Origin of the sequence: Psychrobacter sp. 1Y10, from assembly GCF_052259005.1 — a bacterium.
GTDB classification, from domain to species: Bacteria; Pseudomonadota; Gammaproteobacteria; order Pseudomonadales; family Moraxellaceae; genus Psychrobacter; species Psychrobacter saeujeotis.
The window spans coordinates 52,396-73,575 of record NZ_JBQQES010000007.1; the positions used below are offsets into that span (position 1 = coordinate 52,396).

Sequence of the window (21,180 nt, forward strand, 5' to 3'; positions counted from 1 at the left end):
CAGCATATTAGTAAAAAACCTCATAACTTTACGTTATGAGGTTTTGGGTTTTAATCTGTGATTTAACCGGACTATAGCACTTAGCTTATTTGTTTGGTGCAGGTGTGGTACGTAGATATGGCTTAATTTCAGTATGTCCTTTAGGGTAGTTGGCAGCGATATCTTCGTTTTTGACGCTTGGTGGAATAATAACGTCGTCACCATCTTGCCAGTCCACAGGCGTCGCAATATTGTATTCATCAGATAACTGTAGCGCATCGATGATTCGAACGATTTCATCAAAGTTACGACCACAGCTGGCAGGATAAGTTAGCGTCAAGCGTACTTTTTTGTTTGGATCGATAATAAAGACGCTTCTAACTGTGGCAGTATTATCAGCGTTTGGATGAATCATGTCATAAAGATTGGCGACCGTGCGATCTGAGTCCGCGATGATAGGGAAATTGACCGCCGTACCCTGAGTCTCTTCAATATCACCCACCCAGCCTTTATGATCTTCTAAACCATCAACTGACAGCGCAATGGGTTTGACGTTACGTTTTTGGAACTCTCCGCCCAGTGCTGCGGTACGTCCAAGTTCAGTCGTACAAACTGGCGTATAGTCGGCAGGATGCGAAAACAACACAACCCAGCTATCCCCTGCCCAATCATAAAAATTAATATCACCATCTGTGGTTACAGCGTCAAAATTTGGTGCAGCGTCACCTAGACGTAAATGTGCCATACTTAATTCCTTGTATTAGTAATGAGCGCTAAAGTGTCTCAAGGCGCTCTGTTATTATCATCGACGGGCGTAGTTATGAAACCATAACGTGGCTCACGTCAGTAAGCATTCTATTTTATATTAACAAACTGGTTATGAATGTCTTGTGACGGATTGTAATGCGGTTATTCCATTTTTGTTTAAGGGAATCAATATAGATTAAATCACCATTCCAGCATCCCATAAGCAAAACTCACCAAACTTACCACGTTTGCTTGTGCCGCCAGCGACACGGCCAGCATCCGTCAATACCAGATCCCCTTCTTGCTCTTGTAAATAGCCTGCTGCGATTAGCTTATCATTTAACGCTTGCGTCTTTAAACCCAGCTCTTTTGCAAGCTTTGCGGTCGTGAGTTTCGAATAATTTGGCGTTACCGCTTCTGCGCTAGACTTATCGAACGTATCGATATTAGGATTTACTGATTCTTTAGCAGGTATCGCTTTATCTTCAGACTCACTGACTTTTTCAAGCGACATACGCACTTCATCGCTAATACGAATAATACGCTGTGCTTCCTCATAAGTATCAGCATAGAGCTTAGCATCTTCATTTCGATAGATAAGCACGCCCATCTCGTTGTTGTTGACTTGGCTAAACTCATACAGGTTTAAGCTTGTGATAATGCACTCGTTTTCGTTAAGGTAGCATTTGGCATGTAAGTTTTTACAAAAGCTGGTACGAATAAAGGTCAAGTTTTTAAGCCAATTTATTTCTTCAGGGTGCAAGTCGTTTTTACCGTAAACAATTCGGATATCAATTTTTAGTCGATTACGATCTTCTAATAGCTCTTTGATACGTTCATTCAGCTTTAGATATGGGCTAATAATAACCAATCTATCCGATGCATTTTTGATCAATTCTTCCAAATGATAAGTTGTGCCACTACTGTTCAAAAATTTTGCCATTTTTTACCACCAATATCTATTATTAAAATTTATACTTATGCACAAAAAAGCCCATCTCTAGCGTACTAGAAATAGGCACAATTGCAAACTACTATTGTCGAGTTTAATATATAACGTCAATACTTTAACTTATATAATTCATTTATAAAAATTCACGGCGTAAATCTAAGGTAGACTGTTGACCTAGACCCTCGTAGTGTTGATCAAGAAAGGCTTTTGCAGATTCGCGGCCAATATCACGCAGGTGCGTTAAAAACGCCCATTCAGAATTTATTTTACTAGACGCTGACAGTGGATTGATTTGTTCGGTGGCTTCAACACGGTGTAAGAATACTTTAGAATAGCGCTCCTTATCCAAATTGTTTTCTTGTAGCTGACGGGTCACAAAATCAATCGCTCGTAACTCTCTTAACAAAGATGAATTGAACGAAATCTCATTAATACGGTTCTGTATCTCTATGGCACTTGTTGGGGTTTCGTTGCGCTCAATAGGGTTAATTTGCACAATCATAATATCTTGAGACTTGGTGGTACGAAACAAAGGATACAAAGGTGGATTACCAACATAACCACCGTCCCAATACGGTATACCATCGATTTCAACCGCTTGAAAATAAGAAGGCAGACACGCCGAAGCTAAAATCATGTCTGCGGTCAGCTCTTCACGATTGAATACTTTTATTTTGCCCGTATGCACGTTGGTTGCCGCCACAAACAGCTTTAACTTGCTACATGCTCTGACCTTTTCAAAATCGATGGTAGACTCAACCAGATCACGTAGCGGGTTGATATCCAACGGGTTGGTATCATAAGGCGAAGCAACCCGGCTAAATAAATCAAGCATTAGATACGCTGGTGAGTCGTCCACATCCCACTTGCCAGTCAAAATACTTAAGGGACTACGTTTAACGGGGTTCATCATGCCCATATAAGCCACTTGACGCCAAAACTGCTCAAGCGCCTCACGTGCGCCATCTGCACCATTATCCATATAGCCTTGAGCTAATACCGCTGCATTCATGGCTCCAGCACTTGTCCCTGTAATACCTTCTACACTGATTCGGCCATCTTCCATAAAATAGTCTAGTACGCCCCAAGTAAAGGCGCCGTGAGAACCGCCGCCCTGCAATGCTAGATTGATCGACTTTTTAGTCATAATCTCTTTATTCTCCCTTAGATATGTCGCTGAGCATGTCTATTGAATCAAACAATCAAACACATCTTACTACTGGCTTGTATCCCTAATCCAAACATCGTACTTTTGAGCTTGATAGACAATAATTAAGCTGGCTTATAACTGTCGCGTAAGCTGACGATTTGGTTAAATACAGGCTTGTCACTGGTGTGCTCCTCGCTATCGGCGATAAAGTAGCCTTCACGCTCAAACTGAAAGCGCGTGCCAGCATCAGCGTTGGCGAGCGACGGCTCAACTACAGCCGCAAGCTCAGTCAATGAATTGGGATTGAGCACTTGATGCACATCACTGGCGCTACCTGGGTCCTCGACACTAAATAACTGCTCATACATGCGTACGGTCGCAGGGACGCCAAGGCTGGCTGACACCCAATGAATCACGCCTTTGACCTTGCGGCCTTCAGGGTTATTACCCAACGTCGCCGGATCAATCGTCGCTTTTAGCTCGGTCACATTGCCAGCATCGTCAGTAATATGCTCAGTCACTGCCAGCACGTAGGTGTTGCGTAGGCGGATTTCTGGCTTTTCTGGTGACAAGCGCTTATAGCCGGCTGGCGGCTCAATCTCATAGTCGCCTCGGTCGATATAAAGGGTTTCGGTAAACGGAATCTCACGCTCGCCCATATCGATATTAGGATGTTTTGGCTGCTTTAGCCATAGAGTCTGAGCACCTTCATCCCAGCGTGCATTGACGCTGTCGGCCTTTTGTGATTCCCAGCTGCTGACCGCTTCCGCAAAGTTCGTAATCGTCACTTTTAAGGGCTTGAGCACAGCCATGCCGCGTGCGGTCGTCGTCTCTAATGACTGACGGATACTGAATTCTAATAAACGAAAATCAACAACGCTGTCGACTTTGGTCACGCCAACGCGCTCACAAAAGTCGCGCAAACCTTCTGGCGTATAACCACGGCGACGCATACCTGCAATGGTCGGCATACGTGGGTCATCCCAGCCGCTCACCACCCCTTCGTCGACCAACTGCTTGAGTTTACGCTTACTGGTCATAGTGTGATCGACATTTAAGCGGCTAAACTCATACTGATGCGGCGGTACCTCAAAGCCAATTTTTTCTACGGCCCAATCATAGAATGGACGATGGTCTTCAAATTCCAGCGTACACAATGAATGGGTGATACCTTCGAGCGCATCAGAGAGCGGATGAGCAAAATCATACATCGGATAAATGCACCATTTATCGCCGGTTTGGTGATGGGATTGATGCATGACGCGATAGATGACAGGGTCACGCATGTTCATATTGGGGCTGGCCATATCAATCTTGGCACGTAGCACCGCTTCACCTTCGGCAAACTTACCGTCTTTCATCTCATCAAAAAGCGCCAAGTTTTCTGCGACACTGGCATCACGCTGCGGCGATGGCGTGCCTGCCTCATTAAATGAGCCGCGGTTGTCGCGGATTTGTTCAGGCGACTGCAAATCCACATAAGCATCGCCCTGCTCAATGAGCTGCACTGCCCATGCATAGAGCTGATCAAAATAGCCTGAGGCGTGATGCGCCTCGCCTGCCCATTCAAACCCTAACCATCTAACATCGTTTTCGATATTGTCGATAAAGTCTTGTTTTTCTGCGGTTGGGTTGGTGTCATCAAAGCGCAAGTTACAGACACCGCCAAACTCCTCAGCTACCCCAAAGTTTAGACAAATAGATTTCACATGACCCAAGTGCAAATAGCCGTTTGGCTCAGGCGGAAAGCGCGTCACGATTTGAGGATATTTTTGCGCGTTGACGTCATCACGAATGATATTGCGAATAAAGTCGTTTTTTTGTGCATTATTGCTTGAGTGCTCACTCATTACTCATTGCTCCTAGCGCAAGTGTTCAGGATATAGCGCGTATCATCGCGCTTAAAAATGATAAATTAAAAAAGACTGATAAAAGATAACGTTGCGTTATTCTATCAGGTTTCACAAACGCATTAACAGCCTGATACATGACAGACGACAAAAAAGCCGTTAGACTAGCCATAACTTTTAGTCACCAACTTTCAACCACCACTTGACAGTGTCATTTAAGGCGCTGCAATCAAAAAGGAATATCTCATGGTAGACATGCCACCAGTAGTAGAACTTGACACCAGTATGGGTGCGATCGTCATCGAACTCAACGAAGAAAAAGCGCCAAAAACCGTAGAAAACTTTTTAAACTACGTAAAATCTGGTCATTACGATGGTACGATTTTTCATCGTATTATTGATGGCTTTATGATTCAAGGCGGCGGTATGGACGCTGAGATGAACGAAAAAGCAACCAATGCGCCAATCGAAAACGAAGCGGACAATGGTCTAAAGAACGACAAAGGCACCATCGCCATGGCGCGTACGCAAGACCCGCATTCAGCGACCAGTCAGTTTTTCGTTAACGTCAAAGACAACGATTTCTTAAACCACTCTGGCAAAAACATGCAAGGCTGGGGCTACACGGTATTTGGTAAAGTCACTAGTGGCATGGACGTCATCGAAAAAATGCGCGGCGTACCAACCGGTCGTTTTGGTATGCATGCTGATGTGCCAAAAGAGCCAGTGGTTATTAACTCTGCGACCATCGTTTCTAAATAAGTCATATAAGTAAGCTTTACTTATAGTCTGATAATAGACGACAAGGATTATGATAAATGCAAACGTTTAATCACCTGATAACGACCCGCCCTCACGAGGTGCGACAAGTATTGATCAGCGATTTGCATTTATCGCCAGAGGAGCCTGCCTTAGTGCAGGCTTTTTTAGCACTGCTCAATGACTGCCTTGCTCTACCTGTCCTCAAGCGCTTGTTTATCTTAGGCGACTGGTTTGAGGTCTGGATTGGTGATGACGCTTATTTAACGCTGTCAAATGACGCGCGCCAAAGCCATTGGCTCACCCCGCTTATCGTTAAATTAAAACAATTGCGGGTAGCAGGCTGTGAGATTTTAGTCATGCATGGCAACCGAGATTTTTTATTGGATCAGCCTTTTTGTAACCTATTCGGTGGTGAGCTGATTTATGAGCCATATACCTTAACTGTCGGACAGCAAAACTATCGTCTTGAGCATGGCGACGCGCTTTGTATTGATGATAAGAAATATCAGTTTTTTCGTAAAATCATGCGTAACCGTCTAACCCAGTGGTATCTGCTTAATAAACCCCTAGAAAAACGTTTGGCAATCGCCGATAAAATGCGCCAAAAAAGCCAGCAAAATAATGCCAATAAAGCCACTCATATTATGGATGTCAACGATGATGCGGTGATACAAGCCGTGACTAACAGCGATGCTCTACTCCATGGCCATACGCATCGTCCAGATATCCATCAAGCGACCGACACTAAAAAACGCTATGTACTGGGAGATTGGCGACTGCTAAATCAAAACACTAGTAAACCAATGGTCAGCGCAGTGATTGGTGTGGTGATCGCTAACGAACACTCAGATAGCAATAAAGCTGAATTTAAATTGGTTGAATTTAAACGACTCATGGCATGATATCTATAGTTAATTCGATATAAAAACGATACAGCGAGATGAAACGTTGTTTTCGCAGCCTCTGTCGGCGTAGGCACAGCACGTAAGAAAATCAACGTTTTATTGAGCGACTGGATAGCCATGTATCTGAGTTATCTAGATTCGACTATATGTGGACGTCTCTTATTTACGATAAAAAGGGTCCATTAAAATAACAGACCCTTTTTTGACTATGCTAAAACCACTTAACTTTATGGCATCAGTTTAAAAAAGTGCTGACGATAGTGCTTAAGCTCACGAATAGAGTCGCGAATATCGTCTAACGCTAAATGACTACCACCTTTTTCAAAATTCTTTAAGACATCAGGACGCCAGCGAAAGCATAGCTCTTTAATAGATGACACATCAAGATTGCGATAGTGGAAGAACTTTTCTAGCTCTGGCATTTGCCGCGCTAAAAAACGTCGATCTTGACAGATGGAGTTACCGCACATCGGCGACTTACCACTATCGACCCATTTATTCAAAAACTTGATGGTCTCAGCTTCAGCTTCTGCTAATGTCACGCTGCTACGACGTACACGATCAACCAAGCCTGATTGTCCATGTTGTTTGGTATTCCACTCATCCATCCCATTTAATATACGGTCAGATACCTTAATCGCAAATACTGGTCCTTCTGCCAAGACATTTAAGTCTTCGTCAGTGACAACGGTCGCAATCTCAATAATCTCATCAGTTAAGGTATTTAGACCAGTCATTTCTAAATCAATCCATACCAGCCCTTTTTTACCTTGGTTTTTAATTTTGATTTTATTGGGATGGTCATCGGTACTCATATTTTGTCCTATGGTCAATAAATTTTTAAACAATATTTAAGTAAGTTTCGTGTATAAATCATACAGCGATAATAGTATTTGATTAGTAACAGTACGCGTCTGCTGATTTAAGATATTTAAAAGGTTCAAAATATTACAAAACCCCTGTCTGCTATAAACGCTTTAGGCTGTATGTTAGCAAATTTTCACGCTACACTTAGCAATATTTTTATAATAGGTCACAAACCCATGGCACTAATCCGGCAACGCAAACTGACTAAACAACAGATTCGTCGCATCGACAAGCAGCAGCTTGAGAGTCAAGAAATCATCGATGAAAGCTTAATGGATGGTGTGGTCATGGCGCATTATGGTAAGCAACTAGAAGTACAAGTCACAAGCTTGCCTGCGATGATACCCGTGCAGCCAGAAATTGCGCCTGATGACCCTGAGCCGTTTTGGCAAGCACTTGAGATGGGCGACATCTGGCGCTGCCATGTGCGTACCAATTTACCGATGCTAGCTGCAGGCGATCATGTGCGCTGGACTGCAGATCCCAATACTGGTTTTGGCCGTATCGAGTCCGTGCAGCCACGGGCTTCTCTTGTCTCACGTCCAGACCGCTATCATAAGCTTAAACCTGTCGCTGCCAACATCGATATCTTAGCCATTGTATTTGCCCCATTGCCAGCTGCTGCGCCGACACTCATTGATCGCTACTTGGTTGTCTGTCATCACGCTGGTGTCAAACCGCTATTGGTGCTTAATAAAGCGGACCTTCTTGCCCAAGAAAATGGCGTCGATACCAATGAGTTATTGGCACAGTATGCAGCCCTTGGTTATGAAAGCGTACTGACCTCAGTTGATTGTCCCGAAAACATTGCCGATAACGATGAGCAGCAGGGTCTTGGTGAGCTAAAGCGCCACATAGACAAAAAACTGGTCATTTTCGCCGGTCAGTCTGGCGTCGGTAAAAGCAGCTTAATTAATGCATTGTTGCCTGACTCCGCGCAGAGCGTTAATATCATTTCTGAAAACTCAAAACTTGGTCAACATACCACCACCACCAGTCGTTTATTGCCATTTAATCCAGACGATCTTACTCAAGGCGGTATCGTCGACACGCCTGGCATTCGTGAATATGGTATCTGGCATTTAGATCCTGACGATATTATTTCAGGTTTTATTGAACTTGCGCCACTTGCAGGCGATTGCCAATTTCGTGACTGTCGTCACACTTATAACAGCAAAGGCTGCGCGCTATGGCAAGCGGTGGCTGATGGTAATGTGCTACAGCGCCGTGTTGAAAACCTTGTGACGTTACAAGCAGAAGCGGATACTAAGCCATACTAGTAGCCCTATTTATTGAATCAATACTATCAAAACATAGGTTGCTCCTTATACATTTACTATAGATGACCTAATCGGTATAATAGCGCCTTGTTCAAAATCATTGAGCTGTCTTCTCAGCTTAATAGAACGCTTATTTTTTGGAGGTTTGGTTTGGATCGTGCGCTTGAATTTGTGGGCAACCACCCGTTTTTATTTGGTATATTGGCCGTACTTGCCGTACTGTTTTTTACCATTGAAAACAAACGTAGCGGCAAAAAAGTGTCGCCCAATACCCTCGGCATGATGGTTAACTCTCAAAATGCGCAGCTTATTGATATTCGCGCCAAAAAGAAGTTTGCCACCGGCTATATCCAAGGCAGTCGTAATATTCCTTTTACTGAGCTCAAAGATCATTTAGATGAGATCCGCGCAATTGAACAGCCAGTGATCATCGTCTGTGATATGGGCGTACAAGCAGGCGCGGCTATCCAGATGATTGGTAAAGACAGCGTCTATCGCCTAGAAGGTGGTGTGGGTGGCTGGCAAGGAGCTGGCATGCCATTAGTAGGATTAAAAGATGCCAAACCTAAGAATAAAGGCAAAACTAAACCTAGCTTGCACAAGTAAGCTTGCTCTTGGTATGAATAAAAAGACATGACTTTTAGTTGTGTCTTTTTTTATGGGAACTTAGCTAATAAGCTTCTAACAGCGTTTTATGAGCTTTTATAACAAGCTGACTTGAATTTACTAACCCTACCCCCACTTTATAATGAGCGCAATCAAACATACATTCATTATCAGTCTATTCAGTTTAAGACAATAAAGATTTTATATAATATTTAATAATTAAGGATATCTTATGACTGCTTCAGTTAAAGTTTATACAACACCTATCTGCCCTTATTGCACAAACGCCAAACAACTATTAAAGAATAAAGGCGTTGATTATGAAGAAATCGGTATGCACGATATGAGTAGCGACGATCGCCGTGCACTGATGCAAAAAACCAATAACTATCGTACTGTGCCTCAAATTTTTGTTGGTGATACTTTTGTTGGTGGCTTTGATGAACTAAATCAGATGAATCAGCAAGGTAAGCTGGATGAGTTACTAGCAGGTTAATTTGCGATTTTAAACAGTTTATATAACGACGACAGTGATCACTTTTAGCAAATCTAGTTATAGTATTAGGTGATTGATGACAAACTATTGTTATTATTGTCCTAGCTTGTAATAATGTAGCTTGATATCACACGTTGTTATAAAAACATTTCTATCAAGACAATAACGACACATTGCATTATTTATTCGAGGAATCAACATGGCTGAAGAACAAGCACAACCGCAACTGGCATTAGAACGCATTTATGTAAAAGATATGTCTCTTGAAGTACCAGGCGCTGGAGTATTTACTAAAGAGTGGAATCCTGAGCTTGATATCAATCTATCAAGTAACGCTGAAAAGCTAGATGACGACCACTATCAAGTTATCTTGACAGTAAGCGTTACCGCTAAGAACGCTGAAGAACCAGCGTTTATTGCTGAAGTTCATCAAGCAGGTATCTTTTTATTAAAAAATATCCCTGATGATCAAATTGGACAGATTTTAGGCGCTTATTGCCCTAATGTGTTGTTCCCATATGCGCGTGAAGTCATTAGTGACATTGTTACTCGTGGTAGCTTCCCGCAGCTGTTGCTTGCACCAGTCAATTTTGATCAAGCGTACGCGCAAAGCCAACAACAAGCGCAAGTTGATGCTGAAGGTAATGCATAAATTTCAAAAAAGATTTTATATTTTTAAAAAACCATCTCCTCACTTAGGTAGATGGCTTTTTTATGGGCGGGTCTTTTTAGTATTGTATTGTTATAAAGTATCAACAAAAAACCCTGCTAATGAGCAAGGTTTTTATTAGCACAAAGAATAATAGAAAAAGACTAGCTTCTCAACGCTGACAAAACTTGCTGTTTGACGTCATCGATAGCTTGTGTACCATCAAACTTGTCATATTTGGGTGCGTTTTCACCTTCTTTGGCTTTGTCTTGATAGAAACCTACCAAGGCTGATGTCTGCTGATGATAAGTGGCGAGGCGTTCTCTAATAGTAGACTCTTTGTCATCTTCGCGCTGGATAAGTGCTTCGCCAGTGACGTCGTCGACACCATCTTGCTTTGGTGGATTATGATCGACATGATATACACGGCCTGAGCCTGGATGTTGGCGGCGACCAGATAGACGCTTTACAATCTCATCGTCAGGTACGCTAATCTCGACCACATGATCGATAGCAACGTCAGCGTCTGCAAGGGCTTGAGCTTGCGGAATGGTACGCGGAAAACCATCAAGGATACAGCCATTAGCACAATCAGGTTTAGAGATACGCTCTTTTACTAGGTTGATGATAAGTTCATCAGAAACCAGACCACCTGCATTCATAATGCCTTCAGCTTGCTTACCAAGCTCGCTACCTTCTTTAATCGCTGCACGTAGCATATCGCCAGTAGAGATTTGCGGGATATCAAACTCTTTCGAAATAAACTGTGCTTGGGTGCCTTTACCAGCGCCAGGTGGACCTAGCAAAATAATACGCATCATAATACGTCTCTCCTTGGTGGATGGGATGTTAGGGATTTGTTAATTGCGCGAATGCCAGATATACCTTACCTTGTGACATTATAAAGCTCAAGTTTTTTTGGTATTAGTACCGTATGTAGGTATGACTTAGCTGTTCATATAACACAATTGCACACCGTAGCAATCACTACAGCGCCCAGATTGTTGAATTTTTCAAAGTTATGGTATTTGCTGGTTAATTTCGATATTGACTTGTTTTTGGTCAGCAGTAATTACGACAGGATTGGCTGACAAGTCGCCTGACTCTGCACTAGCATTGCCACTATGACTAATACGGGCAATGACAGCCAGTTGAGTTTTTGCTGCGCGTGCTGATTGTAGCGTCCGCTCAGGTATCATAGCATCAATGTCACTTAAACTTATATTAGCCTCACCTTGCTGAATCACACTAATCGGCAAACGCTTGGCTGCATATGGTGGGCCGCCATTAACATCGCGAATGGCAACGAACAATACGTCATCGCCTTTGACCAATGGTAATAAGCTAGGATTAACACTTATAGTGACATCAACACCTTCAGCGGCTTGTTGCTGCTGCCCTGTTACGTTGGCGCTCAACTCGTCTAGGCTTGCCAGCGCTCGGGTATGATCTCCTGGTTTGGCTGCGATACTCGCTCGTAATCTTTTGATCCAGCCTTGTGCTTGTTCAAAGTTGCTAGCCCGTGCTTCACCCATTGCCATTAACATTTGCGCGCCTTCATGTTGGGGGTTATTACTCAGCACATCTTGCAAGACGCGACGGCTATTAGCATCCAGTTGACCTTCATTAGCAAAAAAGCTAATTTGCGCATAAGTGGTTGCAATCTCTTCGTTGTCAGGAGATAAACGATACGCTCTAGATAAAGCTTCTAATGCAGAGTCAGTTACTTCAAGTGACAAAAACAGCTCTGATAGGCGCATCCAGCGATCAGGATCGTCAGCATGACGATGGACATTGGTCTGCATGGCAGTAATCAGTTGACGGCCATCTTCAATAGCCCATTCTGGCGGCTGATCAATCTTACCTGTCAAAAGGTCATCAGCTACTTGTCCAACTTTATCTTCTGCTTGCCATAGCTCAAATACTGGGGTGCGATCGCTTATCAGTAAATATGCCATCGTGGCCATCACTGGCACCCAGACAATAATTATTAAACGGCTTTTGACACCAGGGTTTATCATCGGTGCTACTTGACGTTGCGCATCTAATAGCTGGCGTTCAAGCTCAAGCTTTTGATTTTGGTAATGGTTATCATCAATAGTGCCGCTGTCTTTATCAGCTTTAAGCTCTGCCAAACGTTCACGAAACACGGTTACGTTGATGTCTAACAGTTGGTTGTCTACAGGATTGTTTTTTAAGCGAGTTGCACGTAGCCATGGCGTGATGACGATGACAGCAAGGATTAAGGCAACGAGTAAACTTAGGGCAATAAATAAGCCAGCAGTAGAAAATAGGGTCATTTTTTGTCCTCTGTGCTTGTGACATCATGATCGGTACTATGCGAACGTGATAAAAGACGATCCAGCTCAGCTTTTTCTGCAGGTGTCAAAGCTGTAGCAGGGGTATCAATCATCTTATCCGTATCGCCCCGAGCGGCCAGCTGTCGGCGTTTACTCTGCCAAAACCAGCCGGTAATCAAAAAGATCAATAATAATGGCGGAAAAAACCACAGTATCCATGTTGATGGACGGACAGGTGGCTTATAGGTAATAAAATCGCCGTAACGTTCTTGCATATAGCTACGTATCTCTGCATCACTACGTCCGTCTTTGACCATATCATAAGTTTTTTGTTTTAGATCTTGTGCAATCGGCGCATCAGATCCTGCAAGGTTTTGATTTTGGCATTTAGGGCAACGCAGCTCTTCAATAAGACCGCGATACTGAGCTTCTTGCTGCACTGAATCAAAGTCGTAAACATCGATTGCTGCATAAGCTGTCATACTCAGTAGGCACGCCAGTATAAGGCTTCCTAGCCTTATAACAATAGCCGTTGTTATTTGAGCGCCTCTCATTTGCATGCCTCCCCAACTTGACTTGGATCAGGACTGTTGCCATTTTTATTTGCTTCGTTTAGTACCATTAAGCAAGGCATGATACGCTCTTGCCAGTTGGCCTCATTGACTTCTCCAATGATATGCTGGCGGATAATACCGTCACCATCGACGATGAAAGTTTCAGGAGCCCCAGTTAAACCAAGGTCTAGTGCAAACTGACCTGACAAATCTTGAATGGACATCGAAAACGGATCGCCACCTCGGTTCAAATAGCTTAATGCATCACCAATATCATCTTTGTAATTGACGCCAACCAAATTGACCCCGCGTTCTTCTAGCTCCATTAAGAACGGATGCTCAATAATACAAGTTGGACACCAAGAACCCCAGATATTCATCAAAAACGGTTTGTCGGGTAAATTGTCATTGGTCATAATACGGCTGGTGTCTGACAACAACGGCAGCTCAAATGCAGGAACTGGACGCTCAAGCGCCATATTAGCCACGATATCAGTAGGCTTACCCAAGCGCATATAAAGCATCACTATTAGCCCTAAGAACACAATAAGTGGCACTAGAAACCATACTTTCAGCTGTTTTTTGTTCGTCATTTTACGATGCTGTGCATTGCTCTGCTGGCTGTTGGGAGTATTGTCCGATTGGCTCATCTTATTTCTCCCCAAACGCTGTTGTCGGTATGGTTGTACTAGCAGTAGTATCAGCCGCGACCTTATGTGACGCTTTGACTTTTTTGATACGGTAGCGACTATCAAACATACTTATTAGTGCTCCTAAAGCCATGATAATCGACCCCAGCCATATCCAGCGAATCAGAGGTTTTACATAGATACGCACTGCCCATTGATTGCTGCCTTCAGCGATTGGCTCACCAAGCGCAACATACAAGTCGCGCATAAGACTGGCGTCAATCGCAGCTTCTGTCATCGGCATCATACTAATAATATAGGTACGTTTTTCAGGGTATAAAACTGTAACGTCGCGCCCATCCTTTGTGACTGAAACCTCAGCTTGAATACCATCAAAATTGCTGCCTTTTACTTCACGAAAGTCTTTGACAGTAAAATCATAACCTTGAACATGAACAGTATCATTCGGTCCAAGTGCTACATCACGCTCAATACTTAAGCTACTAGTAAAAGCAACGCCAATCGCTGCGATTAAAACCCCAATATGAGCAGTTTGTTGTCCCCAATAACTAAGACGTAATTGACGCAGTCCGCTGATCATATTCGGTGCATTCTTGGTTTTATCTTTAAAATCGATAACCATCCATAATAGTACCCAAAAGCTTACTGCCAAGGTCACACCGATATTTAGCATAGATGATGGATGAACAAAGTAAGCGATGATCGCCGCCAATATCAGACTACTGGCTGCGATGACCATACCAACGCCAAGCAGTGGACGCTTGTCTTTTTTCCAGCGAATATTAGAACCCATGCCCATAGCAAGCAGTAACAACCAAGTCAAAGGTACAAACAAAGCGTTAAAGTAAGGAGGGCCAACGGATACTTGACCTAGATTAAAAGCATCCGCAATAATTGGATAAAGCGTACCTAGCAGGACCACTAAAGTGGCAATCAAAATAATGGCGTTATTAATAACCAAAAACGACTCACGTGAGATCAGCTGATACTGACTCTCAACCGTCAAGCGCCAGCCACGTACTGCAAACATCAACAGTCCACCGCCCACGATGATGCCAAGGATGACTAGAATAACTAAACCACGCGTGGGATCGGCTGCAAACGAATGGACTGAGGTAATGACCCCAGAGCGTACCAAAAATGTCCCTAGTAGACTCAATGCAAACGCAAAAATCGCTAGCATAATTGTCCATGCTTTAAATACACCGCGCTTCTCAGTCACTGCTAACGAATGTAATAACGCTGTACCAGCAAGCCATGGCATGAGCGACGCGTTTTCTACTGGATCCCAAAACCACCAACCGCCCCAGCCAAGCTCGTAGTAAGCCCACCAAGACCCTAAAGCGATACCGATGGTCAAAAACCCCCACGCAGCTAGCGCCCAAGGGCGTGACCAGCGTGTCCATACTGCATCTAAGCGTCCTTCCCACAGCGCCGCCATACAAAAAGCAAAGGGTACAACCATACCTACATAACCCATATATAGCATGGGTGGGTGAATAATCAGACCAAAATCTTGTAATACTGGGTTTAGATCCGCACCATCAACAGGTATGTTTGGCAAAGTGCGGTTAAATGGCGATGAGGTAAAAATCAGCATCGCTAGCATCATCATTTGTACTGCTGCCAAAATGACCAATACTCGTGCTCGCATCGATAATGGCAAGCCGCGACTAAAGTAAGACACTAGCGCACACCATGTCGCCATGATAGTCATCCATAGTAGCAAAGACCCTTCATGACCACCCCAAGTTGCCGATAACTTATAATACCAAGGCAATAAAGTGTTAGAGTGCTGTGCGACATAGACTAGACTAAAATCATTATAATAAAAGCCTGCCATCAGCGCTGCGAACGACACGATCAGCGCTGCAAACTGTGCCCACGCCAAACTTGGTGCAAGACGCTGCCAAGCAATCTGATGACGCATAACACCAATGGTTGGCAATACAACTTGCAAAATTGCCAACACAAAGGCAGCCAGTAAGGCAAAATAACCCAATTCTGTGATTAACATACAATCTAACCCTGTTTACCCTAATACGGTCATAGTTTACTGTGGCGGATTGGGCTCTTATTTATTGAAAAGCACCTATAGTCTACTCATGACAAAATCAAAACAACACAAGCTTTGCCAACCATACAACTGTATGATTAACATGAAGCTTCCTTGTCAAGACAAATTTTGAATGAACTATCTAACTTAGTACTAACTTTCCATATACATTCATTGACCATGGATAATTATAAAATATTTTTATAACAAAATCATTGGTTTACTGCACCGCCGGAAAGAACACTAAAACAAGATGCAACCAACCTGCCAAAAATCCAGTCAAACCACCAAGTACGATCAACGTCATCTCATCTTCACGAAATGCTGGACGCAATAAGTTTTGAAACTCATAAGGCGATAAAGCGCGAATACGATCACGAAATAGACCGAATATTTTGCTGGCTCGACTCTCGTTTAGTTCAGGATCTCGTAGCGGTACCATCGTAGCGGTGATTGATTTATTGATAATGGTATTTTTCAATTGCCCGTACTCACGGCGACCAAGTCCCATACGCAAAGTCGTTCTAACCACTGGCGACTCTAATATCTGGTAAAGGTGCGACTTCATCAGCTCACGCGTTTGCGCCGATCGATCACCATACATCATCTCATTCATAATATTCTCTAAAGTCACTAAATCGTTGACTACGATTTCAGCAAAAACTTCAGATACTTCTTCTTGGCGCTTCATAAAGCCGCCTTGAAAACGAAACTGCGCGATGTGCGGTAGCCTCAATTTTGTAAAAGGAAAACCGTCACAACGCTCAAAAACTTTTATATAAGAGATAAAGCGTGGCTCTACTGGATTAAACACCATCCAGATTGCGATCCAATTGGTCAACAAGCCCCAAATGGCAGCGAAAAATGGCACTGTCCAATGTTGCGGCACCACCAAAAAGATAAACATTTGGATAATACCAAAAATCAATCCAATTAAAGCACTGATATGCCAAATAAAGTTGATCTCGTGTTGACCAACCCTTAAAAACATATTCACCATTAAGCGACGATCACTTTCCATCTTATTGACGATCATTTGACGCATATCGACCAAGTCCTCGACATGGTAGGTCATATCAGTCACCAAAGATTGCATGATGTCTGGCAGCTCTTGATGGGCTTGCGTATAGATACGACGTTTTAGTGCGTATGGCAGACTGCCCCACAATGCACCCGAATGCTCAAGCATAATCTCATCAATCAGTGGTTCAAGGTTTTTATCAACCGTATCAGTGATAAAAGCTGCCATCTGCTCAGGCTCCATCGCCTGAAAAAACTCTTCAAGTGAGCCAAGCTTTGAGAGTGTCTGATCGACAATAACTCCAGAGATTTTCCCCGCTTTACGCGGGACGATACCTTGCCAACCAAGTCCAGGCAAACCAAAAAATGGAAAATTAGGTATACGTAGTCCCCAAAATTTAATGGGGTAAAACAGCATTTTCAATGCCATCCATACATGCAACCAAGTGACAAATGCAGTCACTGGTGGGATGGTCAGCATGGCAAGAAACTCTGGATGCTCAGCGAGCATTTGCCATATTGAGGTTGCGACCATGACTCTTCCTGCCTCTGACGTAACGATACTCGTTAATCTATAGTCGTTTGTTAATATTGTTAAAAAACGCTTAATAAAAACAGCACTTTAATGCCAAGTAAACACTACAAAATAAATCGCCCGATTTTAGCATACTTGCTACTCATTAGCACATATACAGCTAAACCAAGTTGTGACTATACATGACAACATCATATGTCTGACTTATATTTGTTACTACAAACTGGAGCGATAAAATAGCTTATAAATAGTACTATCAATGACATGTGTGAATTCATCAACAAATAAGCGGACAGGATCAGCGCAGCTTATTACATTCTGTTATAATTTGTCGCACAGCAATAATAGCAATACGCTTTTAAGTTCATACTTCAATATTATAGGGTCACTTACTCTATGTGTTTGAAATGATTGTTTTTATCGTCTGCATTTGCTTAAATACCTTGTCACAACATTCCTTTATCAAAGTAATTTTTGTTTTATCTACTGCGCTCATTGGTACTAACTTTACATGAATAAATCGCTTATCCCAGACACTGAGCAGATCAACCGCATTTTTATGCGCCGTATTTTTATTCTTGGTTTATTCATATTCTTGGGTATGAGTGTTTTATTACTGCGTTACGGGTACTTGCAAGTATACGCTCATGATAAATATAAAACTCAGGCTGACAATAACCGTATCAAGCTCATATCTGCACCGCCTAGCCGTGGTTATATTTACGATCGTAATGGCATATTGCTTGCTGATAATCAGCCTGTATTTACTGCCATGCTCAGCCCAGATGAGGTACAAGATCCAGAACGCACTCTAAGCTTGCTTGCGCCTATTTTTGATTTAACAGACACTGATATTACTGACATCTTGGCGAGATTAAGTAAGAGTAAGAACGATCCGGTGACCATTAAAATTGATTTGACAGAAAAGCAGGTCGCACAATTTAGCGAGCGAAAGCCTTTTTTTACTGGCGTTACTATCCAGAGTAAATTAACTCGCTCCTACCCCTACGATGAGCTGTTTGCCCATGTTATCGGTTATGTTGGCCGTATCAATGACAAAGAGACCAAGCGTATTGATAAAGATCGTTATGCTGGTACTGACCTCATCGGTAAAATTGGTATTGAAGATTTTTACGAAGATATTTTGCTTGGAGAACCAGGTTATCAGTCGGTGGAGACAGATGTTCATGGCAATATTCTACGGCAGTTAGACACCGAACCGCCCGTTGCTGGCAACGATATTACTTTAAGTTTAGATTACGGCTTACAAACGATTGCTCAGCAGCAGCTCGACGGTCGCCGCGGTGCCATTGTGGCGATAGACCCAAAAAATGGCGATGTGTTAGCGTTTGTGAGTAATCCAAGTTACGATCCCAATCCTTTTATCTCAGGCATCTCTTTTAAAGACTACGATGCATTAAGAGAAGATATCGATCAGCCCCTGTATAACCGTGCGCTTCAAGGGATGTATCCACCAGCCTCTACTATCAAACCATTTGAAGGGTTGGGTGGACTACATTACGGTTTGCGAGATTGGGAGACGACTATTTATGACCCAGGTTACTTTAGCTTACCTGGTGACTCGCATCGTTTTCGTGACTGGAAACGCGGTGGTCACGGCTCAGTGAATCTCAAAAAGTCTATTATGATGTCAGTGGATACGTATTATTATAAACTGGCATACGAGATGGGGATTCAGCGCTTACATGACTGGATGGTGCGCTTTGGTTTTGGTGAAGATACTGGTATTGATTTGCCGAATGAAAAGTCAGGTATTATGCCTTCTCCAAAATGGAAAAAAGACACTTATGACAAAGGCTGGTTATCAGGAGAGACCATCTCAGTCAGTATCGGTCAAGGGTATTTTTTAGCAACGCCACTACAGATTGCCAATGCGACTGCCATGATGGCAAATAAAGGTAATCATATTACCCCGCATCTGCTAAAACGTAGTGATGGCGCTGCAGAAGTGAATGTCATCACCAAATCTGACGGTAAGATTGACTATGATGGCAAACCTTCTGACTGGACACGTATGCATGATGCGATGGAAGACACTGTCAAAGCTGGTACTGCTCGTGGTATCTATACCTCACGCTACCGTATCGCTGGCAAAACAGGTACGGCTCAGGTCAAATCTATCGCTCAAGGCAAAAGTTATAATAAATCGGCAATAGATAAGCGTCATTGGGATCATGCATGGTTTAATGGTTTTGCACCCGTAGAAGACCCGCAAATTGCCCTTGCGGTACTGGTTGAAAACGGCGGCGGCGGTAGCGCAGTAGCAGCACCTATTGGACGTGCGTTATTTGATTATTGGGTCCTGCAGCGTAAAAGCGACCCTATTACGCCACCAACACCTGATGAGCTAAAAGCTATTAAATACCAAAGAGCATTGGATAAAGCCAAACATGATGCTATTCGCGATCAAGAACAAGCATTAAAGGAACAGGCAGAAGCACAGGCAGCAACCATTACAGCGTCCGAATAAAGAATAGTCATTATGAAAAAAAATACAAAAACATCGACATCGCGCAGCCTAAAGCGTGACACAAATCATAAAAAACAAGCCACTGCGGGCAAGGTACGCATTATCGGTGGACAGTTTAAACGTCGTAGCATAAATTTTATCGATGCTGATGGCTTACGGCCGACTCCAGATCGCTTGCGAGAAACACTGTTTAACTGGTTACTCGCCGATATGCATGGCGCACGTGTCCTTGATAGCTGTGCAGGCAGCGGTGTATTAGGATTTGAGGCCTTATCTCGCGGTGCAGCTCACTGCACCTTTATCGAAACCAATCAATCTCAGTACCAAATGCTACTAGAAAGCTCTCAGCAGTTAAACATCGACACTGACGGTTATCTAATCCTTCATGGCCATGCTGAGCACGTCTTATCGCAAAACAAGAATTTCAAACAACCGTTCGACATTGTTTTTATTGATCCGCCCTATTCCAAAGAGTTATGGCAACCAATTTTGACCACTTTAATCGAACAGTCGTTATTTACGACAGAGACGCTTATTTATCTAGAAGCGGATAAAGATTTAAATGAGCAATTAAATGAATTGGCTCAGTCCCTAAGCGCAGTCTTTACAATGCAAGGGTTAAGCGGGTTTGAGACAATCAAACAGACCAAAGTGGGACAAGTTGTCGCTGGACTTTATAGACTAGAATCGTCATAATCATGCAACTTGCATTAATGAATGCTAAAAACCGCTGAAAAACTGGTCTAACGCTGCAGTTTAATGTATATAAGGCGAAAATAAACCCCAATGCAGCTTGCAAGCGTAGGCGCTACTGCTTATAATATGCAGTCTGTTTTTTGAGAGCCCCGTTCCCAGCTAAACTCTCAATGAATTCTAATTTTAAGGTTTTATCATGAAAACACTTAGTGCAAAACCAGCTGAAGTGACCCATGACTGGTACGTCGTAGATGCTGACGGCAAAACCCTTGGTCGCTTAGCCACCCAAATCGCTACTCGCTTACGTGGCAAGCATAAAACTTCTTATACTCCGCACGTAGATACTGGTGACTTTATCGTTGTCATCAACGCAGAAAAAATCGCGGTAACGGGTAAAAAAGCGCAAGATAAAAAGTACTATCGTCACAGTGGCTACCCAGGCGGTATTAAAGAAACCAACTTCACAAAGCTGATTGCACATAAGCCTGAAGATGTTCTACATAAAGCAGTTAAGGGTATGCTTCCAAAAGGTCCTCTTGGCTATGCAATGATTAAGAAGCTAAAGCTATATGCAGGGGAAGAACATCCACATACTGCACAGCAACCTAAAGAACTAGACATCTAAGGAAACACTT

At 43.1% G+C, this 21,180-nt stretch carries 20 protein-coding genes; 9 read left to right on the forward strand and 11 right to left on the reverse strand.

Annotation, left to right across the window (positions count from 1 at the left end; genetic code table 11):
- Nucleotides 1-85: 85 nt before the first annotated feature.
- The 4 genes from ACTXGH_RS09990 to ACTXGH_RS10005 form a co-directional block, all read right to left on the reverse strand.
- Nucleotides 86-724 (reverse strand): peroxiredoxin, encoded by a 639-nt coding sequence (locus ACTXGH_RS09990; RefSeq protein WP_439296362.1) that lies wholly within the window; start codon nucleotides 722-724, stop codon nucleotides 86-88.
- Nucleotides 725-922: 198 nt separating this feature from the next.
- Entirely contained in the window at nucleotides 923-1,669 is a 747-nt protein-coding gene (locus ACTXGH_RS09995) for a phospholipase D family protein (protein WP_439296363.1), read from the reverse strand.
- Between the two features lie 142 nt (nucleotides 1,670-1,811).
- Nucleotides 1,812-2,825: a patatin-like phospholipase family protein gene (locus ACTXGH_RS10000; RefSeq protein ID WP_439296364.1), complete on the reverse strand. Its 1,014-nt coding sequence runs from the start codon at nucleotides 2,823-2,825 to the stop codon at nucleotides 1,812-1,814.
- Nucleotides 2,826-2,950: 125 nt separating this feature from the next.
- Nucleotides 2,951-4,678: a glutamine--tRNA ligase/YqeY domain fusion protein gene (locus ACTXGH_RS10005; protein WP_439296365.1), complete on the reverse strand. Its 1,728-nt coding sequence runs from the start codon at nucleotides 4,676-4,678 to the stop codon at nucleotides 2,951-2,953.
- 246 nt (nucleotides 4,679-4,924) lie between these two features.
- On the opposite strand from ACTXGH_RS10005, the gene ACTXGH_RS10010 reads away from it, so the two are divergent.
- Nucleotides 4,925-5,440, forward strand: coding sequence for a peptidylprolyl isomerase (locus tag ACTXGH_RS10010; protein ID WP_299219215.1), 516 nt, complete (start codon nucleotides 4,925-4,927; stop codon nucleotides 5,438-5,440).
- Nucleotides 5,441-5,496: 56 nt separating this feature from the next.
- Complete coding sequence (locus tag ACTXGH_RS10015; RefSeq protein WP_439296366.1) at nucleotides 5,497-6,342, forward strand: UDP-2,3-diacylglucosamine diphosphatase; 846 nt, start codon at nucleotides 5,497-5,499, stop codon at nucleotides 6,340-6,342.
- A gap of 230 nt (nucleotides 6,343-6,572) precedes the next feature.
- Here ACTXGH_RS10015 and orn read toward each other — a convergent pair whose 3' ends face one another.
- On the reverse strand, nucleotides 6,573-7,160 hold the full coding sequence (gene orn, locus ACTXGH_RS10020) for an oligoribonuclease (RefSeq protein WP_439261162.1): 588 nt from the start codon (nucleotides 7,158-7,160) through the stop codon (nucleotides 6,573-6,575).
- A 228-nt stretch (nucleotides 7,161-7,388) separates the two neighbouring features.
- On the opposite strand from orn, the gene rsgA reads away from it, so the two are divergent.
- From rsgA to secB, 4 genes are all read left to right on the forward strand, one after another.
- The gene (gene rsgA, locus ACTXGH_RS10025; RefSeq protein ID WP_439296367.1) at nucleotides 7,389-8,492 is read left to right on the forward strand and encodes a ribosome small subunit-dependent GTPase A; all 1,104 of its coding nucleotides are present in this window, start codon (nucleotides 7,389-7,391) and stop codon (nucleotides 8,490-8,492) included.
- Nucleotides 8,493-8,642: 150 nt separating this feature from the next.
- Nucleotides 8,643-9,098, forward strand: coding sequence for a rhodanese-like domain-containing protein (locus ACTXGH_RS10030; protein WP_299219207.1), 456 nt, complete (start codon nucleotides 8,643-8,645; stop codon nucleotides 9,096-9,098).
- Between the two features lie 232 nt (nucleotides 9,099-9,330).
- Complete coding sequence (gene grxC / locus ACTXGH_RS10035; RefSeq protein WP_299219205.1) at nucleotides 9,331-9,594, forward strand: glutaredoxin 3; 264 nt, start codon at nucleotides 9,331-9,333, stop codon at nucleotides 9,592-9,594.
- Nucleotides 9,595-9,793: 199 nt separating this feature from the next.
- Nucleotides 9,794-10,246, forward strand: a complete 453-nt coding sequence (secB, locus tag ACTXGH_RS10040) for a protein-export chaperone SecB (protein ID WP_299219203.1) — start codon at nucleotides 9,794-9,796, stop codon at nucleotides 10,244-10,246.
- A gap of 161 nt (nucleotides 10,247-10,407) precedes the next feature.
- On the opposite strand, the gene adk is transcribed toward secB, so the two are convergent.
- The 6 genes from adk to ACTXGH_RS10070 all read right to left on the reverse strand — a co-directional run bounded on the left by adk (nucleotide 10,408) and on the right by ACTXGH_RS10070 (nucleotide 17,358).
- Nucleotides 10,408-11,064, reverse strand: coding sequence for an adenylate kinase (gene adk, locus ACTXGH_RS10045; protein WP_439296368.1), 657 nt, complete (start codon nucleotides 11,062-11,064; stop codon nucleotides 10,408-10,410).
- A 198-nt stretch (nucleotides 11,065-11,262) separates the two neighbouring features.
- On the reverse strand, nucleotides 11,263-12,543 hold the full coding sequence (gene ccmI / locus ACTXGH_RS10050) for a c-type cytochrome biogenesis protein CcmI (RefSeq protein WP_439296369.1): 1,281 nt from the start codon (nucleotides 12,541-12,543) through the stop codon (nucleotides 11,263-11,265).
- Nucleotides 12,540-13,025 (reverse strand): cytochrome c-type biogenesis protein, encoded by a 486-nt coding sequence (locus ACTXGH_RS10055; protein ID WP_439296370.1) that lies wholly within the window; start codon nucleotides 13,023-13,025, stop codon nucleotides 12,540-12,542. Before ACTXGH_RS10055 ends, ccmI begins: the two co-directional genes overlap by 4 nt.
- A gap of 68 nt (nucleotides 13,026-13,093) precedes the next feature.
- Complete coding sequence (locus tag ACTXGH_RS10060) at nucleotides 13,094-13,747, reverse strand: DsbE family thiol:disulfide interchange protein (RefSeq protein ID WP_299219197.1); 654 nt, start codon at nucleotides 13,745-13,747, stop codon at nucleotides 13,094-13,096.
- A gap of 1 nt (nucleotide 13,748) precedes the next feature.
- Nucleotides 13,749-15,764: a heme lyase CcmF/NrfE family subunit gene (locus ACTXGH_RS10065; protein WP_439296371.1), complete on the reverse strand. Its 2,016-nt coding sequence runs from the start codon at nucleotides 15,762-15,764 to the stop codon at nucleotides 13,749-13,751.
- Nucleotides 15,765-16,023: 259 nt separating this feature from the next.
- Nucleotides 16,024-17,358 carry a DUF445 domain-containing protein gene (locus ACTXGH_RS10070; RefSeq protein WP_439296372.1) on the reverse strand — a complete coding sequence of 445 codons (1,335 nt, stop codon included), beginning with the start codon at nucleotides 17,356-17,358 and terminating at the stop codon, nucleotides 16,024-16,026.
- A gap of 511 nt (nucleotides 17,359-17,869) precedes the next feature.
- Between ACTXGH_RS10070 and mrdA the strand changes: the two genes are divergently transcribed.
- The 3 genes from mrdA (at nucleotide 17,870) to rplM (ending at nucleotide 21,170) form a co-directional block, all read left to right on the forward strand.
- The gene (mrdA, locus tag ACTXGH_RS10075) at nucleotides 17,870-19,849 is read left to right on the forward strand and encodes a penicillin-binding protein 2 (protein ID WP_439296373.1); all 1,980 of its coding nucleotides are present in this window, start codon (nucleotides 17,870-17,872) and stop codon (nucleotides 19,847-19,849) included.
- 12 nt (nucleotides 19,850-19,861) lie between these two features.
- On the forward strand, nucleotides 19,862-20,545 hold the full coding sequence (gene rsmD, locus ACTXGH_RS10080; protein ID WP_439261170.1) for a 16S rRNA (guanine(966)-N(2))-methyltransferase RsmD: 684 nt from the start codon (nucleotides 19,862-19,864) through the stop codon (nucleotides 20,543-20,545).
- A 196-nt stretch (nucleotides 20,546-20,741) separates the two neighbouring features.
- Entirely contained in the window at nucleotides 20,742-21,170 is a 429-nt protein-coding gene (gene rplM, locus ACTXGH_RS10085; RefSeq protein ID WP_299219188.1) for a 50S ribosomal protein L13, read from the forward strand.
- Nucleotides 21,171-21,180 lie beyond the last annotated feature (10 nt).

Bases quoted from the DNA above. Each gene is read 5' to 3' on its own strand.
- ACTXGH_RS09990 (WP_439296362.1), bottom strand. From the start codon at position 724: ATGGCACATTTACGTCTAGGTGACGCTGCACCAAATTTTGACGCTGTA.
- ACTXGH_RS09995 (WP_439296363.1), bottom strand. From the start codon at position 1,669: ATGGCAAAATTTTTGAACAGTAGTGGCACAACTTATCATTTGGAAGAA.
- ACTXGH_RS10000 (WP_439296364.1), bottom strand. From the start codon at position 2,825: ATGACTAAAAAGTCGATCAATCTAGCATTGCAGGGCGGCGGTTCTCAC.
- ACTXGH_RS10005 (WP_439296365.1), bottom strand. From the start codon at position 4,678: ATGAGTGAGCACTCAAGCAATAATGCACAAAAAAACGACTTTATTCGC.
- ACTXGH_RS10010 (WP_299219215.1), top strand. From the start codon at position 4,925: ATGGTAGACATGCCACCAGTAGTAGAACTTGACACCAGTATGGGTGCG.
- ACTXGH_RS10015 (WP_439296366.1), top strand. From the start codon at position 5,497: ATGCAAACGTTTAATCACCTGATAACGACCCGCCCTCACGAGGTGCGA.
- orn (WP_439261162.1), bottom strand. From the start codon at position 7,160: ATGAGTACCGATGACCATCCCAATAAAATCAAAATTAAAAACCAAGGT.
- rsgA (WP_439296367.1), top strand. From the start codon at position 7,389: ATGGCACTAATCCGGCAACGCAAACTGACTAAACAACAGATTCGTCGC.
- grxC (WP_299219205.1), top strand. From the start codon at position 9,331: ATGACTGCTTCAGTTAAAGTTTATACAACACCTATCTGCCCTTATTGC.
- secB (WP_299219203.1), top strand. From the start codon at position 9,794: ATGGCTGAAGAACAAGCACAACCGCAACTGGCATTAGAACGCATTTAT.
- adk (WP_439296368.1), bottom strand. From the start codon at position 11,064: ATGATGCGTATTATTTTGCTAGGTCCACCTGGCGCTGGTAAAGGCACC.
- ccmI (WP_439296369.1), bottom strand. From the start codon at position 12,543: ATGACCCTATTTTCTACTGCTGGCTTATTTATTGCCCTAAGTTTACTC.
- ACTXGH_RS10055 (WP_439296370.1), bottom strand. From the start codon at position 13,025: ATGACAGCTTATGCAGCAATCGATGTTTACGACTTTGATTCAGTGCAG.
- ACTXGH_RS10060 (WP_299219197.1), bottom strand. From the start codon at position 13,747: ATGAGCCAATCGGACAATACTCCCAACAGCCAGCAGAGCAATGCACAG.
- ACTXGH_RS10065 (WP_439296371.1), bottom strand. From the start codon at position 15,764: ATGTTAATCACAGAATTGGGTTATTTTGCCTTACTGGCTGCCTTTGTG.
- ACTXGH_RS10070 (WP_439296372.1), bottom strand. From the start codon at position 17,358: ATGGTCGCAACCTCAATATGGCAAATGCTCGCTGAGCATCCAGAGTTT.
- mrdA (WP_439296373.1), top strand. From the start codon at position 17,870: ATGAATAAATCGCTTATCCCAGACACTGAGCAGATCAACCGCATTTTT.
- rsmD (WP_439261170.1), top strand. From the start codon at position 19,862: ATGAAAAAAAATACAAAAACATCGACATCGCGCAGCCTAAAGCGTGAC.
- rplM (WP_299219188.1), top strand. From the start codon at position 20,742: ATGAAAACACTTAGTGCAAAACCAGCTGAAGTGACCCATGACTGGTAC.